This is a genomic window from Streptomyces sp. NPDC052107 (assembly GCF_040680215.1).
Lineage (GTDB): Bacteria > Actinomycetota > Actinomycetes > Streptomycetales > Streptomycetaceae > Streptomyces.
Map to the genome: position 1 here is coordinate 234,932 of NZ_JBFAWG010000001.1, position 15,868 is coordinate 250,799.

Genomic DNA, 15,868 nt, shown 5'->3' on the forward strand with positions numbered 1-15,868 from the left:
CCACTGGGAGAGGGGCGTACATGGGCTGGACGGTCCTCTACATCGCGTTCGGCATCGTCGCACTGTGGTTGCTGGGCGAGGTGCTGCTGCAGTACAAGGCACGCCTGCGCTGGCGGCTGCTCGCGTTCGCCGGCTTCCTCGGGGTCGTGGTCGGTGTGCTGATGCCGTCCGTGATCGTGATCGGCATCGGCGCCATCGCCTTCGCGATCGGCCAGACCTATGTCACGCTGTCGTTCCGCCGCGGCTTCGCCGCCGGCTGGGCGGTCAAGCGCCCCGACGCCGAGGCCGAGGCCGGAGGCGGCAGCAAGCGCCGCCGCGGCAGGGCCGACCGGCACGACCCGGCGCTGGACGACGACCCCGACCACGAGCTGGTAGGCCCGCAGGACGACCAGGACGCCGACCGGGCGGGCTACGGCCAGGGGCACGGCGACTACGACGACTACGACCGCGACGACGTCTTCGCCCCGGGCGGCCGGCCGGCCACGGAGCCCACCGCGGCCGAGACCACCACCGTCTACGAGCCGCAGCCCCTCCCCGAGGACACCGGCTCCTACGGCGTCTACGGCGACACCGCCTACGCGGCCGCCGCCCAGACCCAGGGCACCGAGCAGCAGAACTACGCCTACGACTACTCGGGCTACGCCCAGCAGGGGTACGGCTACTACAACGGCGACCAGCAGGGCTACGCCAACTACTCCGACCCGTACATCGGCAGCCAGTCCTACGGCGGCGCCTCGTACGACACCGGCTACTCGGGGCAGTACGACCAGCAGGGCTACGCCCAGGCGCCGTACGGCGGCGGCTACGGCGAGACCCCGGCGGGCGGGGTGTGGGTGCCGCAGCAGCGCACCGACGAGACCTACGGCGGCGAACTTCCGCCGGAGCAGGCGTACCCGTACCAGAACCAGGGGCACCAGCAGGCCCAGCAGCAGCCCGGTGCCGGGTACGACGAGCAGTACCGCTTCTGAGGCCGTACCGTTTGTGAGGCCCGGCCCGGCTCACTGGGAGCCGCGGAACTCGGGGCCCTCCACGATCAGCCCCGCCACCAGCGCGCCCGACATACCCGCGTGCGGCAGGCCGCCGCCGGGGTGGGACCAGCCGCCGACCCGGTACAGACCGGGCAGCCGTGTGGTGTTCGCCGGATGCAGGAAACGCCCCTGGCCGGCGGCGAGGGCGGGGGCGGGCACCGCGCCGAGGAAGGCGCCCGTCTCCTCGTCGGTGTGCCCGGGAGTGCGCACCTCCTGCCACAGGACGCGATCCCGCAGCCCCGGTGTCGCGGCCTCGGCGGCTGCGAGGAGATGCTCCGTGTACCTCCGGACCGTGCCCTCCCGGTCCCAGTCGGCCTCGGTCGGCACGACCGCGGACAGCACCACGGACTCGTGCCCGTCGTCCGGTCCGAGCGCCGGGTCGCCGGGGCGCAGCACGGTCACCGTGGGACGCGGGGGCTGGTCCCCGCCCGGAGAGGCCAGGAAGTCCAGCTCGGACTCCGGGGCCGGCGCGTGGACGACCGTGCGGTGCGCGGCACCGGGCTCGCGTCCGCCGCGCAGGGCCAGCAGCACGGTGAACCGCCCAGGCCGGGGGCTGAAGGGATCGGTCCGTACGTCCCCGTCCCCGTCCAGCGGATGCTCCGTCAGCGTCTTCAGCCGCGCCGGGTCCACGTCCGCCACGACGTGGTCCGCCTCGGCGGCCTCGCCGCCTCTCAACTCCACGCCCACCGCCCGGCCGTCCTTCTCCAGGACTCGGGTGACCTCCGCGCCGAAGACGAACTCCACCCGCCGCTTCACACAGCGCTCGTACACCGCGCGCGCCAACTCCCGGATTCCGCCGCGCACATACCAGGTGCCGAAGGCGTGCTCCATGTAGGGCAGGACGGCCGCGCTCGCCGGAGCGGTCCGTGGATCGAGGCCGTGGGCGAGCACGGAACTCTCCAGCAGGGCCGCGAGGCGCTCGTCGCGCAGCTCCAGGGTGCCGATCTCGGACAGCGTGCGCGCGCGCCGCGTGCGCAGCAGCCGCTTGTGCGGGACGGCCGGATACGGCTCCTTCTCGGCCAGCACCTGCCAGTTGGGCCACAGCGGCTCCTCCAGCAGTGGCCTGCGGGTGCGGTCCCAGGCCTCCCGGGCCCGCACCAGGAACGCGCCCCAGCGTTCGCCCGCGCCCCCGCCCAGCGCCTCGTCCAGGGCCGCGACCACGCCCGCGCGCGAGGCGTTCGGCAGCGACACCTCGGTGCCGTCCGCGAAGAGGTGCCGCGAGGACGGATCGACCTGGACCAGCTCGACGCAGTCCTCCAGCGGCTCCTTGCCGGTCTTGACGAACAGATCGCGGTACACGGCGGGGAGCGTCAGCAGGCCCGGGCCGGTGTCGAAGCCGAACCCGTCCCGCTCGAAGCGGCGCACCGCACCGCCGTACGTGTCCGTGCGCTCGTACACCACCACCCGGTGGCCCGCGACGGCCAGCCGGGCGGCGGCCGCCATCGCGCCCATCCCGGCGCCGATCACCGCAATCCGTGCCATGCGTGCGACTTTATCGACCGCCACTGACAATCCGGCCCGCGGGAGGCCGGAGCCGCCCGCCGGGCCGGCCCGGAAGCGTGGGCACGCGTGCGCAGGCCTGAGTATCCGTACCTAGGTTGCGAGATGAGTACGCGCGCGGATGGGCCGCGACCTGTGTGAACGGGACAGTGGAGACACGGCAAGGGGGCGCGGCCCGGCACCGCCGACACGGGGCGGCGGAACGGTGCCCGCCACCGGCCGCTCCTTCCGCCGATCCGTCGGCGGAAGCGAGCCGGGGGACCCGGGGACGACCACCCACGGGGGACCACAGGGGGAGTACGGGGGAACGGGAGGCGCCGGTCCGGCAGCGGGCCGGCGCCCTCCCCATGGGCTCAGCCCTTTCCGCTCACGCGTCCCTGGAGCAGCCGGGAGAGCGCCGCGTGGACGTCGTCCAGGGAGCGCTCCGGCTGGAAGGACTTCCAGTCCAGCGCGGCCACCAGGACCATGCCGACCAGCGCGGCCGCCGTCAGCTGGATGTCGATCTCGTCGCTGAACTCGCCGGCCGCCACGCCCTCGCGCAGCACACCCTCGACCACCGCGACGGCCTCCTGCCGGACCACCATCAGCGTGGACTGCCAGGCCCGGTTGGTGCGCCACAGCTCGGCCACGTACAGCTGGGTGAAGGCCGGATAGCGGTCGATGAAGACCAGGCCCGCGCGGATCATCGCGTCCAGCGCGTCCACCTTGCCGCCGCCCGCCCGCGCGGTCTGCTCCGCCGCCTCCTTCAGCGAGGCGGTGAGCAGGCCCACCCCGTGCCGCAGCAGCTCCTCGAAGAGGACCGACTTGCTCGCGAAGTTGTAGTAGACCGTGCCCTTCGCGACCCCGGCCCGCTCCGCGATCTCGTCCACCGTGGTCGCGGAGAAGCCCTGCTCGGCGATGAGCGTGACGGCCGCCTCGTAGAGCTTCTGCCGGGTGGCCTCGCGGCGCGTGCTGCCGCCGGACCTGGCGCTGCTGCTTTCCATGGCCCTGATTCTCACAGGTACGCGCGCGTGCGGGGCCTCCCCCCGGTTCACAGGCTCAGTTCCGGGTGCAGCCGGTCGAGCGTCCACACCTGGCGGCGGCGGGCCGCGAGGGCGGTCAGCGCGAGCGCGCCCGCGGTGAACGCGGCCAGCACACCGCACGCCTGCCAGACCGGACCGAGCCCGCCGCCGGTGATCAGCCGGCGCAGCGCCTCCACGATGTAGCTCATCGGCAGGAACGGGTGGATCGCGGTGAAGAAGCCGGGGCTGGTCTGCACGGGGTAGGTGCCGCCCGCCGAGGTCAGCTGGAGCATCAGCAGCGCGAGCACCAGGATCCGGCCCGCCGCGCCGAAGCGGGCGTTCAGCCACTGCACGAGCGCCGCGAAGCAGGCCGTGACCAGGCACAGGAAACCGATCGTGCCGGCCGCGCGGAGCATCTGCAGACCGATCGCCCAGTGCAGTACGGCCATCAGCGCGGCCACTTGGAGCACGCCCACGGCGACCACCGGCAGCCAGCCGGCGAGCGCGATCCGCCAGGCCGGCGAACCGGCCGCCAGGGCACGCCGGTTGAGCGGCGGGATCAGCATGTAGGCGACCATCGCGCCCACCCACAGGGACAGCGGGATGAAGTACGGGGCGAATCCGGTGCCGTAGTTCGGCGCCTTGTGCAGGTCGTGGGAGGCCAGCTGGACCGGGTCGGCCATCACGCCGGTGCGCTGGTCGCGGTCCTTCTTGTCGTAGTCCGGGATCTTCCCGGCGCCGTCGTGCAGTCCGCCGGCGAGCTTCCCGGAGCCGTCGGACAGCCGGTACAGGCCGCCGTTCAGGGTCCTGGCGCCCGACGCGGCCGTGCCGATGCCCTTGTCCAGCGCGGTCGCGCCGGTCTGGGCGGTACCGAGCCCGGTGTGCAGCTTCTTGGCCCCGTCGGCGACCTCCTGAGCGCCGGTGTTCAGCTTGTCGATCCTCTTGACGGCGTCGTCGACGTCCTCGTACAGGTGCGGTGCGCGCTTTTCGAGGGCCGCGGCCTGCTTCTGCAGGGTGCCGAGGTTGTCGCGCATCGTCTTCAGGTCGCCGTCCTGGTCCGCGATCAGTGTGTTGAGGTCGTCGGCGACGGCGGCCACCTCGGCGGCGGCCGTCCTGGCCCGCTTCAGGTCCGGGCAGATCGGGTCGGGGACGGTCGCACCCTCGCAGCGCGTCCTGTAGACGTCGGCCAGGACGTCCGCGTTCGCATGGGCGACCTTCGCGGCGCCCGGGGCGAGCTTCACCAGGACGTCGAGATTGTCCTTGACGGTTTTGGCCGAGTCCGCGACCAGGCGGGCGGTGTCCGCGATGGTCTTCTCGTTGTCCTTCAGGTAGGGGCCGGCCTTGCCGTGGACGCCGTCGACCTTGTCGGCGAGGGACTGGGTGCCGTCGGCGACCCGGCGGGACCCGTCCTGCAGGGCACCGGCGCCCTCGTTCAGCTTCTTCAGGCCCTTGGCCAGCTTGCCGCTGCCGCTCTTGGCGTCCTTCAGCCCGTCGGCGAGGTCCTTGGAACCCTTCTCCGCCTTCCCGATGCCGGTGTTCAGCCGGTCGGCGCCCTCGGCGGCCGTGACGGTCTTGTCGTGGATGTCGGAGAACGAGACGAAGATCTTGTCCAGGAAGGTACGGGAGGCCTTGGTGGAGGCGGCCGCGCGGACCTCGTGGAAGACGGTGCGGGAGATCTGGCCGACGATGTAGTTGTTCGCGTCGTTGGTGCGCACCTGGAGGGCGCCGGTCTCCGGGGAGTCGCCGGAGCTGGAGGCGATCCGCCGGCTGAGGTCGGCCGGCATGGTCAACGACAGGTAGTACGTGCCGTTCTCGACGCCCTCGCGGGCCTCCTCGTCGCTCACCTCGTGCCACTCGAAGGTCCGGCTGTCGCGCAGTCCGTCCACGATGTCGGCACCGGCGGTGATCCTCTTCCCGCCCGCGGTGGCGCCCTTGTCGTCGTTCACCAGGGCCACCGGGATGCGGTCAAGGCGGCCGTACGGGTCCCAGAAGGACCACAGGTACAAGGCGCCATAGAGCAGCGGCAGCACGAGCAGCGCGACCAGGGCGGCACGCGGCAGCCGCCCCCGCCCGAAGCGCCTGAGCTCGAGCACGGCCAGCCTAGGCGAGCGCATCGACGTCCTCCTTGCGGTCGCTCTCCTCGGCGCTCTTGCCGTCGGTCTCGTCGCTCGTGCCGGCCTCCGCTCCGGCGTCCTTCGCCCCGGTCCGTACGACGACGCAGTCGCCGGGGGCCGTGCGGCAGACGACCGCCACCGTCGTGCCCGCGCGCGTGAGTGAGCGCAGCAGCTCCCACAGTTCGGCACGCTCGGCGTCCGAGAGTTTGGTGTCGATGTCGTCGACGCCGAGCAGTCCGAGCCTGCCGAGCAGTCCGGGCCTGCCGAGCAGCGCCAGGGCGATGGACAGGCGCAGTTCCTGCGGCCGCTCCAGGTCGCGCACGGCCGTCCGGGAGCCCCTGGGCAGCGTTTCCAGGTCGAGTCCGGCGGCGGCCAGGGCCGCGTCGACGCGCAGCCGTGCCTCGTGCAGGCGTTGGGTGCGCGGGCGCAGCAGTTCGCGCAGGGAGTCGCCGAACCGGCTCTGCAGCAGGGCCCGTTCGCGCAGGTGCTCGCCGACGGTCAGGGCCGGCTCCAGGTCGGTCACCCCGGCCACGTTGGCCACCGCGCTGACGCGGCGCAGCCGGGCCATGTGCCGGGGGAGCCGGAACCCGCCGACGCCGGCCGTGCCCTCGGTGGTCTTCATCCGTCCCGTGAGCGCGAGCAGCAGACACGTGCGCCCGGAGCCGGACGGTCCCTCGATCGCGATGAGTGAGCCGGGCCCCGCGTCGAGGGTGATGCCGCGGAAGGCCCACCCCCGCGGTCCCCTGAGCCCGAGGCCCTCGGCCCTGACGTCCACGCCGTCCACAAGCCCCCCTGTGGCTTTCGTGATTTTGAACTGACTGGTCAGTGCAAAAGTACGCCCGAACCTACGATCGAAGCAAAGCCCCAGGTCAGAACGGATTGTCAGTGCCATACCTCACGATGGGCACATACGGCACCCGTGCCGTCACCCAGACGACAGGAGGTTCGTCATGGCCAACCCGTCCGCAGCCGCCGCCCGCCGGCGCCGCGCCACCGGCCCTGCCCCCTCACTGACCGGCCCGGCGAGCGATGTGCACCCCGTGCTCCGCCGGGCCACGGCCCCGCCCGCCGTCCTCGACCTGCTCGCCCAGGCCCGCGCCGGACTGGACGAGGCCACCGTCCTGGAAACGCCGAACGAGCGCTATGCGACGGCCCACCTCGCCGCCCTGCGCACCGCCGCCGCCGTGCTCGCCGCCCGCGGCCGCCCTGAGACCTCCCCGCGCCGCCGCGCCCGGATCCGCAGCGCCTGGGAAGTGCTGCCCGAGATCACCCCCGAACTGACCGAGTGGAGCGCGCTGTTCGCCGCCGGCGCTGCCCGCCGGGCCCGTGCCGAGGCCGGCATCCAGGGCGCCGCGAGCCACCGCGACGCCGACGACCTGATACGGGACGTGGCGATGTTCCTGCGCATCGTCGAGCGGATGCTCGTCCTTCAGCCGGTCCTGCCCCAACCCCGCCAGGACCCAGGGGAACGGGATGGTCCGAGAGCGCGCGGTGACCTCCCGGACGCGGGCTGACCACCGGAAGTCCGCCGTTCGAGACGCGCCCGGCCGTATCCGCCCGCGGTGACCGGCACGGAGGCGTAGGCAATAGGGTGGGGTCTGAAGCGATCCAGCCCTGCCGAGGAGTCAACTGCCGTGTCGGACCCGATGCGCCCGCCCGTCTCCCATCACCACCCGCACACGGCGTCGCTGCGCTCCGACACTCCTCGATCCCGCGCGTCCCTGCGTACCGCCGTGGTCTGGGAGGTCCTCCAGGACGCCCTCGACCGCAGGGCCAAGGCCACGGGACGGGAGTCGCTGGACGTCCTCGACACCGGAGGCGGCAGCGGCAACTTCGCCGTGCCCGTCGCCCGGCTCGGCCATCGCGTCACCGTCGTCGACCCCAGCCCCAACGCGCTGTTCGCGCTGGAGCGCCGGGCCGCCGAGGCCGGCGTCGCCGAACGGGTCCGGGGCGTCCAGGGCGACGCGCACGGCCTGTTCGACGTGGTCGAGCGCGGTGGCTACGACGCCGTGCTGTGCCATGGCGTCCTGGAGTACGTCGACGACCCGGCCGAGGGCATCCGCAACGCCGTCGCCGCGCTGCGCTCCGAGGGCGTCCTCAGCCTGCTCGCCGCCGGTCTCGGCGGCGCCGTGCTCGCCCGTGCCCTCGCCGGCCACTTCACCGAGGCCCGGCAGGCGCTGCAGGACCCCGAGGGCCGCTGGGGCACCGGCGACCCGATGCCGCGCCGGTTCACCGCCGAGCAGCTCACCGCGCTCGTCGAGGGCGCGGGCCTCACGGTCGGTGCCGTGCACGGCGTGCGGGTCTTCGCCGACCTGGTCCCCGGCGTCCTCGTGGACACCGAGCCCGGCGCCCTGGACGCGCTGCTCAAGCTGGAGGCCGCCGCGGCCGAGCTGCCCGCGTTCCACTCCGTCGCGACCCAGCTGCACGTGCTCGGTGAGACGCCGGGTGCCGCCGACGCCTGAACGGACCGCCGTGACCCGCCGCTGATCAGGGCCTTGGCGGCGGATGGAGTACGCCACAAGACCCCCGATCGTGGGGTTTGCGCCGTATGATCGAGGTACACCGCCCGGCATGACGGGTCGGCCGCCGGGGAATGGAAGCCTCAGCGAGCCGGTTGGCCATGACGGATTCCGGTTGGCCAGTTGGCGTAGAGGGGCGGGTTTCACGGGGGCGATTCCCTGCCTATCCTGAAGGGACCCCCCGGGTCGCCCCGGCGACTGCACGATGAGGAGGACTCCGTGCCGCTCTCGGAGCACGAGCAGCGCATGCTCGAGCAAATGGAGCGAGCGCTGTACGCCGAAGATCCCAAGTTCGCGTCGGCGCTTGAGGGAAGCGGGCTGCGTACGTACACCCGGCGGCGGGTCTACCAGGCGGTCGCAGGCTTCCTCGTGGGTATCGCGCTCCTCATGGCCGGAATGGTCGCGCAGCTGATCTGGGTCAGCGTGGTGGGTTTCCTCGTCATGCTGGGCTGCGCCGTGCTCGCCGTCACCGGCTGGCGCAAGGCCCCGAAGCCGGGCGAGCAGCCCGCGGGTGCCGTCCGCCGCCAGGCGCGGCCCAAGCGCTCCATGATGGAGCGCATCGAGGAGCGCTGGCAGCGCCGCCGGGACGAACACGGCCATTAGCGCCCACCGGCGGTTTCCCCGGACTTCCCGGACGCCGACAGACAACGTGTGAGTGAGGGGCGACCACCAGCGGTGGTCGCCCCTCATCCATGCTCTCAGCCCTGCTGCTGCGTCGGCCGTCGCAGGCCGCCGGGCCGGGCCCGCACCACCCGCGTCCTGAGCGCCGACCAGCGGGCCGACACCGCCCACAGCACCCGCACCGACGAGCGGGGCAGGAACAGCGCCCGCAGCCGTGCGCCGGTGCTCGCCTGGCCCCGCAGCCCCTCGATCACCCGGCGCACGTCCGCCGCCGTACCCGCCGCCGGGCGCGGCCGGGGCGCGTACAGCACCTGCTCCACCGCGTCGGCGACCCGGTGCACCGCGGCACCGGCCGCCGGATCCATCCGTCCGAGCTCGACGATCCGGGCGGCCGCCCGGCGCGGGGTCAGCGACTCGTCCGGCGCGATGCCGTGGTCCCAGGCGCTGTCCGTCAACTCCTCCCAGGCCGCGAGGGTGTGCGCCGCCGCGCCCTGCTCGGTCCGGGCGTGCCCGCCGAGCCGCACCGAGCGCACCCGCATCCGCCACAGCAGCGGCGACAGCGGAATCGCCAGTACCACCAGCGCGGCCAGGCCGATCAGCGGATACCACCACGGGCCCGTGCCACCGCCGCCGCTGTGCGGGGCCGCGGCGGCGGACGCGATGTCGCAGCCCTGCAGCTTGACCAGCTCGGGCGTGCAGCTCCGGCTCGGCGAGGCCGCCGCCGAGGGCGCCGAGGACGACTGGTGCGAGGGCAGGGTCTGGTCCGGCAGCGAGCTGCCGGGCGTGTCCGACTGGGTGTACGACGGCGTGGTGCCGCGGGTCGGGGTCGGCTCGAAGCGGGTCCAGCCCACGCCCTCGAAGTACAGCTCGGGCCAGGCGTGCGCGTCCTTCTGGTTCACCGCGACCGTGCCGTCGGGCTGCGGGGTGCCGGGCGCGAAGCCCACCGCGACCCGGGCCGGGATGCCGAGGGTGCGGGCCATCGCCGCCATGGCGAAGGAGAAGTGGACGCAGAAGCCCTCCTTCTTCTTCAGGAAGTTCGCGATGGCGTCGGGGCCGCGGCCGACCTCGACCTGGGTGTCGTACTGGAAGCCGCCCGTCACGGCGAAGTAGTCCTGGAGCTTGACGGCCTCCTCGTAGTGACTCCGGGCGCCCGCCGTGATCTCCTTTGCGGTCCTGGCCACCACCTTCGGCAGCGAGGACGGCACCTTCGTGTACTCGCGCAGCAGGGCGGCCGGCGGCTCCGGCGCGGTGGACAGCTGCTCGGCGGTCGGCTGCACGTCCAGGCTGGTCACCTGGTAGGTCTCGCCGCGCGTGGTCTGACCGCGGTCGCCGACCAGGGTCATGCCGACCGGCTCGTAGCGCCAGCGGCCGCCGATCTTCACACCGCTCGGCGGGTACGGCATCGGCAGCCAGTCCTGGGCGTACCAGTCCGACGCCGAGACGGTGGTCGTCACCGTGCCGCGCTTGACGTCACCGCCGAGGCCGAGGGGCGTGGGGAACCGGGCCGGTACGCCGACGATGTGCCGCTGGGCGGGTTTCCACGTGGTGCCGTCGAAGTCGTCCAGGGACACTATCCGCAGATACAGGTCCGAGATGTCGTTCGTGCTGGTCTTCACGGACAGCACCTGGCGGTCGTTGTTCGTGTTCAGGCTGTCGCGCAGCGACACCAGCGGGTTGACCGCGGAGATGGTGCCGCCGTTGCCGTTGCCCGCTCCCACACCCGTGCCGGCGGCGTCCAGCAGGCCTCCCTGCATCGCGGGCAGGGCGAGCGGCACCACCAGGGCGGCGCCGAGCGCGACCGCGCCGATCCGCCGTCCGGTGCGCACCGGGGCCACCGCACCGCCCTCCGGGGAGCCCAGGGAACGGGCAGCACCGCCGAAGACCCGGCCCCACTGCGCCAGCCGGTCCCTGCCCTCCGCGAGCAGCAGCATCAGGTAGCCGGCCGCCGCCACCAGGAACCACAGCCAGTCGGCGCCGCCCTCGGACAGCCCGGCGGCCACCGAGTACAGCGCGAGCAGTGGCAGCCCGGCCGGGGCCGCACTGCGGAAGGTCACCGCGAGCGTGTCCACCAGCAGGCCGATCACCAGCACGCCGCCGATCAGCATCAGCTTGATGCCGTCCGTCAGCGGCGCCGGTATCGCGTACTCGCTGACGTCGTTCGAGCCCTGCTGGAGCAGGTCGGCGAAGTGCCGGACGGCGTCCGGGCCGGGGATCAGCCCGACGACCGCGTACTCCCGGGCGAAGACCAGGGTCAGCAGCACCAGGGTGACCAGCGCCTGTGCCGCCACGGTCAGCGGCCGGCCCAGCGGCACCCGACGGGCCGCCGCGCCCACCCCGGTCTGCACGACCACCAGCGGGACCAACTGCAGCAGCCAGGTCGGCTCGGCCACCAGGGGCAGCAGCGCACAGGAGGCCATCAGCGTGGCCGCGGCCGCGCACAGTGCCAGTCGTGCCCGCCCGCTCATCGCGTCGCCTCCCCGCCCACCGCGGCCAGGCCCGAGCGCTCCCGGTCCGCCTGCTGCCACAGCGCGTTCACCGCGGCGCCGCGCGGCACGCTCAGCGCCGTCCAGCCCGCCTCACGCAGCATCCGCAGCCGCTCGGCGTGCCGGTCGCCGGGCCGCGGCACATCGGCCGCCTCCCGCACCCAGGTGTCCGGATCCAGCACGAAGGCGACCGCACCGCCGCTGCGCCGGCTCATCTTGGCGACCGTCGCGGCCTGCTCCTCGTCCAGGTCGCCCAGGAAGGCGATCAGCAGCCCCTCGTTGCCGCCGCGCAGCACGTCGTACGCCCGGGACAGGCCCGTGCCGTCGGAGTGGTCGATCACCGCGAGGGTGTCCATCATCAGCCCGGCCGCCTCCGCGGTCTCCTGGCCGGTGCCCGCGAACCCGTCGGCGCCCTCTCCCGGCACCACACTGCCGCTGTCGGTCAACAGGCGTACCGAGAAGCCGCGTTCGAGCATGTGCACCAGCACCGAGGCGGCACCGGAGACGGCCCACTCGAAGGCCGAGGCGGGGCCGGCGCCCTCGTAGGCACCGCCCCGGGTGTCCAGCAGGACGGTGCACCGCGAGCGACGGGGCTGCTCCTCACGGCGCACCATCAACTCGCCGTAGCGCGCGGTGGACCGCCAGTGCACCCGGCGCAGATCGTCGCCGTAGCGATAGCCGCGCGGGATCACGTCGTCCTCGCCGGCCAGGGCCAGCGAGCGCTGCCGTCCGTCGCCGTACCCCTTGGCCTCGCCGCTGAAGCGGACCGGGGCGAGCGGCTCCACGCGCGGGATGACCGTGAGGGTGTCGAACGTCGAGAAGGAACGGGTGAGTTCGCACATCCCGAAGGGGTCCGTGAGCCGCAGCTGCAGCGGGCCCAGCGGATAGCGGCCGCGCAGATCGGAGCGGACCCGGTAGGACACCTCGCGGCGGCCGCCCGGCTCCACCCGGTCCAGCACGAACCTCGGGCGCGGCCCGAGGACGTACGGCACCCGGTCCTGGAGCATCAGCAGGCCGGTGGGCAGTCGGGAGACGTTGTCCATCCGCAGGTGCACCCGGGCCTCGCTGCCGGCCGGCACGCGCGCGGGGGAGAGCCGGCGGGTGCCGGCCACCCGGTAGCGCGTGCGGTACACCACGGTCGCGCAGGTCAGCGGCAGTGCGGCCAGCAGCAGGCCGACCCGCAGCAGATCGCTCTGGCCGAGGACGTACGCGCAGATCGCGGCCGCGATCCCGGCCGCCAGGAAGGAACGGCCACGGGTCGTCAGGCCCGCCAGGGCCGTACGGACGCCGCCGCTCTCCCCGCGGTCGGCCTCCGCCTGCCCCGTCCCCCCGGCGCTCATCACAGACCCCGCGGGGGCTGCTGGGGATACGCCGGGACGTCGTGCCCGAGGCCGTGGAAGCCGCTCTGCGGGCCCCGTGCCGCGGGCACCGGGGTGTGCTGGAGGATCTCCTGCACGACCTGCTCGGCCGTACGGCGGTTCAGCTGGGCCTGGGCGGTGGGCAGCAGACGGTGCGCGAGGACGGCGACGGCGAGCGCCTGAAGGTCGTCCGGCAGTGCGTACTCCCGGCCGGCGAGAGCGGCGGACGCCTTCGCGGCGCGCAGGAGATGCAGCGTCGCGCGCGGGGAGGCGCCGAGTCTGAGGTCGGGGTGGGTGCGGGTGGCGGCGACCAGCTCCACCGCGTACCGCCGGACCGGCTCGGAGACGTGCACGGTGCGCACGGCCTCGATCAGCTTCATGATCTCGTGCGCGTGCGCCACCGGCTGCAGGTCCTCCAGCGGGCTCACCCCGCCGTGGATGTCGAGCATCTGCAACTCGGCCTCCACGCTCGGGTAGCCGACGGAGACCCGGGCCATGAAACGGTCGCGCTGGGCCTCGGGGAGCGGGTAGGTGCCCTCCATCTCGACCGGGTTCTGCGTGGCCACCACCATGAAGGGGCTGGGCAGTTCGTAGGTCTGCCCGTCGATGGTGACCTGCCGCTCCTCCATGGACTCCAGCAGCGCCGACTGGGTCTTGGGCGAGGCGCGGTTGATCTCGTCGCCGATCACGATCTGCGCGAAGATGGCGCCCGGCTTGAACTCGAAGTCCCGGCGCTGCTGGTCCCAGATGGACACACCGGTGATGTCCGAGGGCAGCAGGTCGGGCGTGAACTGGATGCGCCGCACCGAGCAGTCGATGGACCGTGCCAGCGCCTTGGCCAGCATGGTCTTGCCCACTCCGGGGACATCCTCGATCAGCAGGTGGCCCTCGGCGAGCAGCACGGTCAGCGCGAGCCGTACGACCTCGGGCTTGCCCTCGATCACGCCCTCCACCGAACCACGCACCCGCTCCACCGTGGCGGTCAGATCAGTGAGGCTCGCTCGATCGTCATAGGTCGTCACCCGGCCCTCCTCGGCCCGTTCTTTCCGGGCCGACGCTGCGTGCGAAACCGGCCCACCCCGAAACACGGACACCGCGCGGGAATAGTTCCGCGCGACGCCACACCCCGCATTCTTGCCGCCGTTACCGATTCGTGTCACTCGCCTGTGGACAACTGCCCGCACTATGTCGGTCTTACGTGTCTTTGACCGCATCCTCGATGCGGCGATACGGCGATGGCGGGATGCTTCCGGGGCGGCCGGCCGGTGCGCCCGGTCAGGCCGGGTCGACCTCGCGCAGCAGACCGGTGCGCACGTCGAAGACGAAACCGCGCACGTTGTCGGTGTGCAGCAGGAACGGCGAGGTGCGCACGCGCTGCATGGACTGGCGCACGTCCTGGTCGACGTCCCGGAAGGACTCCACCGCCCAGGCCGGCCGCTGGCCGACCTCCATCTCCAGGTCGTGCCGGAAGTCCTCGGTGATGCTCTCCATGCCGCATCCGGTGTGGTGGATGAGCACGACGCTGCGGGTGCCGAGCGCGCGCTGGCTGATGGTCAGGGAGCGGATCACGTCGTCGGTGACGACACCGCCCGCGTTGCGGATGGTGTGACAGTCGCCGAGCTGCAGGCCGAGCGCGGCGTGCAGGTCGAGTCGGGCGTCCATGCAGGCCACGACCGCGACCTTGAGAACGGGCCGGGCGTCCATTCCAGGGTCGGTGAACTCGGCGGCGTACGCCCGGTTGGCCTCGACCAGGCGATCCGTCACGGTGCCGCCTTCGGTTATGGCGCCTTCGGATCCAGTGGGCACTGCTGCGGAAGTCGTCATACTCAAGACGTTACTGGTCACCCCCGGTCCCGTCCTCCTGTAAGAGCGGGACAAAAAACGTCATCGTGGCTTGTTGTGAGCTATCCCATAGGGAGGGCAAACCTGACCCGGACGGGTGAATCCCGCCGGATTGCGGCGCCCGCCGCGATGCGGTAGGCGACGCGCAGGCCGGTTGATTGACCGCGAGACAGGGTGGACTAAAGTGACGCGAAGCGGGAGACGCGGCTCTCCCTGCTGGTAAAACCCCCGGAGACCCCGGCTCACCCCGGACCGTCTCCCCACGTGCGCGGCGCGTACGTACGGCTCGGCCTCCTCCCGCTCCCGGTCCGGCTGACGCTTCCGGCGCCGGCAGGCCTCCCCTACACGAGCTGGCGGGGACCCGGCGGTGCGTGCGGCCCGCCGGAAGATGAGAGGCCCCCTTGAGCCAGAGTCGACACGTCCCGGTGATGCTCCAGCGGTGCCTGGACCTGCTGGCGCCCGCCCTGGCGCGCCCGGGAGCGGTGGTCGTCGACTGCACCCTCGGCCTCGGCGGACACAGCGAGGCGCTGCTGAGCCGGTTCCCCGAGGCGGGGCTGATCGGTCTCGACCGGGACAAGGAGGCGCTGCGCCTGACGGGTGAGCGGCTGGCGCCCTACGGTGAGCGCGCCACCCTGGTGCACGCCGTATACGACGAGCTGCCCGACGTCCTCCAAAAGCTCCGCATCGCGCGCGTGCAGGGCGTCCTGTTCGACCTCGGGGTCTCCTCCATGCAGTTGGACGAGGCCGACCGCGGCTTCGCCTACGCCCAGGACGCGCCGCTGGACATGCGGATGGACCAGACGACCGGCATCAGTGCCGCCGAGGTCCTGAACACCTACCCGGCGGGCGAACTCGTGCGGATCCTGCGCGCGTACGGCGAGGAGAAGCAGGCCAAGCGGATCGTGGCCGCGATCGTGCGTGAGCGTGAGAAGGAGCCGTTCACCAACAGCGCGCGGCTGGTCGAGCTGATCCGGGACGCTCTGCCGCAGGCCGCCAAGCGCACCGGCGGCAATCCCGCCAAGCGCACCTTCCAGGCGCTGCGCATCGAGGTCAACGGCGAACTGTCCGTCCTGGAGCGGGCGATCCCGGCGGCGGTGAAGGCCCTGGACGTCGGCGGCCGCATCGCCGTCCTCTCCTACCACTCGCTGGAGGACCGCCTGGTCAAGCAGGTCTTCGCGGCCGGCGCGGCCTCCACCGCGCCCCCCGGCCTGCCGGTCGTGCCCGAGCGCTACCAGCCGCGGCTCAAGCTGCTCACCCGGGGTGCCGAACTTCCCACCGAGGAAGAGGTCGCCGAGAACCGCCGGGCCGCACCGGCCAGGCTGCGCGGCGCCGAACGCATCAGGGAGGACGCCGAGTGACCGAGACGGGTCGGTTGGATTCCCGCACTCACCGGGGGGCTCAC

Annotated in this window: 13 protein-coding genes; 5 read left to right on the forward strand and 8 right to left on the reverse strand. The window is 72.8% G+C overall.

Annotation, left to right across the window (positions count from 1 at the left end; genetic code table 11):
- Nucleotides 1-20: 20 nt before the first annotated feature.
- Complete coding sequence (locus AB0M27_RS01085; protein WP_365716561.1) at nucleotides 21-968, forward strand: hypothetical protein; 948 nt, start codon at nucleotides 21-23, stop codon at nucleotides 966-968.
- A 30-nt stretch (nucleotides 969-998) separates the two neighbouring features.
- On the opposite strand, the gene AB0M27_RS01090 is transcribed toward AB0M27_RS01085, so the two are convergent.
- The 4 genes from AB0M27_RS01090 to AB0M27_RS01105 all read right to left on the reverse strand — a co-directional run bounded on the left by AB0M27_RS01090 (nucleotide 999) and on the right by AB0M27_RS01105 (nucleotide 6,427).
- Nucleotides 999-2,510, reverse strand: coding sequence for an NAD(P)/FAD-dependent oxidoreductase (locus AB0M27_RS01090; RefSeq protein ID WP_365716563.1), 1,512 nt, complete (start codon nucleotides 2,508-2,510; stop codon nucleotides 999-1,001).
- A 371-nt stretch (nucleotides 2,511-2,881) separates the two neighbouring features.
- Nucleotides 2,882-3,511: a TetR/AcrR family transcriptional regulator gene (locus AB0M27_RS01095; RefSeq protein ID WP_365716565.1), complete on the reverse strand. Its 630-nt coding sequence runs from the start codon at nucleotides 3,509-3,511 to the stop codon at nucleotides 2,882-2,884.
- A 47-nt stretch (nucleotides 3,512-3,558) separates the two neighbouring features.
- The gene (locus AB0M27_RS01100) at nucleotides 3,559-5,643 is read right to left on the reverse strand and encodes a YhgE/Pip domain-containing protein (RefSeq protein ID WP_365716567.1); all 2,085 of its coding nucleotides are present in this window, start codon (nucleotides 5,641-5,643) and stop codon (nucleotides 3,559-3,561) included.
- Nucleotides 5,630-6,427 (reverse strand): ATP-binding cassette domain-containing protein, encoded by a 798-nt coding sequence (locus AB0M27_RS01105; RefSeq protein ID WP_365716569.1) that lies wholly within the window; start codon nucleotides 6,425-6,427, stop codon nucleotides 5,630-5,632. The genes AB0M27_RS01100 and AB0M27_RS01105 overlap by 14 nt, the downstream gene beginning before the upstream one ends.
- Before the next feature lie 166 nt (nucleotides 6,428-6,593).
- Here AB0M27_RS01105 and AB0M27_RS01110 point away from each other — a divergent pair, with 166 nt between their 5' ends.
- From AB0M27_RS01110 to AB0M27_RS01120, 3 genes are all read left to right on the forward strand, one after another.
- Complete coding sequence (locus tag AB0M27_RS01110; RefSeq protein WP_365716571.1) at nucleotides 6,594-7,157, forward strand: SAV_6107 family HEPN domain-containing protein; 564 nt, start codon at nucleotides 6,594-6,596, stop codon at nucleotides 7,155-7,157.
- A 120-nt stretch (nucleotides 7,158-7,277) separates the two neighbouring features.
- Complete coding sequence (locus AB0M27_RS01115) at nucleotides 7,278-8,105, forward strand: methyltransferase (RefSeq protein ID WP_365716573.1); 828 nt, start codon at nucleotides 7,278-7,280, stop codon at nucleotides 8,103-8,105.
- A 276-nt stretch (nucleotides 8,106-8,381) separates the two neighbouring features.
- Nucleotides 8,382-8,765 carry a DUF3040 domain-containing protein gene (locus tag AB0M27_RS01120; RefSeq protein ID WP_365716575.1) on the forward strand — a complete coding sequence of 128 codons (384 nt, stop codon included), beginning with the start codon at nucleotides 8,382-8,384 and terminating at the stop codon, nucleotides 8,763-8,765.
- 95 nt (nucleotides 8,766-8,860) lie between these two features.
- Here AB0M27_RS01120 and AB0M27_RS01125 read toward each other — a convergent pair whose 3' ends face one another.
- The 4 genes from AB0M27_RS01125 to AB0M27_RS01140 form a co-directional block, all read right to left on the reverse strand.
- A complete protein-coding gene (locus AB0M27_RS01125; RefSeq protein WP_365716577.1) occupies nucleotides 8,861-11,248 on the reverse strand; it encodes a DUF3488 and transglutaminase-like domain-containing protein in 2,388 nt (795 codons plus the stop codon).
- Nucleotides 11,245-12,606 (reverse strand): DUF58 domain-containing protein, encoded by a 1,362-nt coding sequence (locus AB0M27_RS01130; RefSeq protein ID WP_365716579.1) that lies wholly within the window; start codon nucleotides 12,604-12,606, stop codon nucleotides 11,245-11,247. Before AB0M27_RS01130 ends, AB0M27_RS01125 begins: the two co-directional genes overlap by 4 nt.
- Complete coding sequence (locus AB0M27_RS01135; protein WP_365716581.1) at nucleotides 12,606-13,646, reverse strand: MoxR family ATPase; 1,041 nt, start codon at nucleotides 13,644-13,646, stop codon at nucleotides 12,606-12,608. Before AB0M27_RS01135 ends, AB0M27_RS01130 begins: the two co-directional genes overlap by 1 nt.
- Nucleotides 13,647-13,899: 253 nt before the next feature.
- Nucleotides 13,900-14,448 carry a carbonic anhydrase gene (locus AB0M27_RS01140; protein WP_365716583.1) on the reverse strand — a complete coding sequence of 183 codons (549 nt, stop codon included), beginning with the start codon at nucleotides 14,446-14,448 and terminating at the stop codon, nucleotides 13,900-13,902.
- Between the two features lie 419 nt (nucleotides 14,449-14,867).
- On the opposite strand from AB0M27_RS01140, the gene rsmH reads away from it, so the two are divergent.
- The gene (rsmH, locus tag AB0M27_RS01145; protein ID WP_365716585.1) at nucleotides 14,868-15,824 is read left to right on the forward strand and encodes a 16S rRNA (cytosine(1402)-N(4))-methyltransferase RsmH; all 957 of its coding nucleotides are present in this window, start codon (nucleotides 14,868-14,870) and stop codon (nucleotides 15,822-15,824) included.
- The last annotated feature ends 44 nt before the right edge of the window (nucleotides 15,825-15,868 follow it).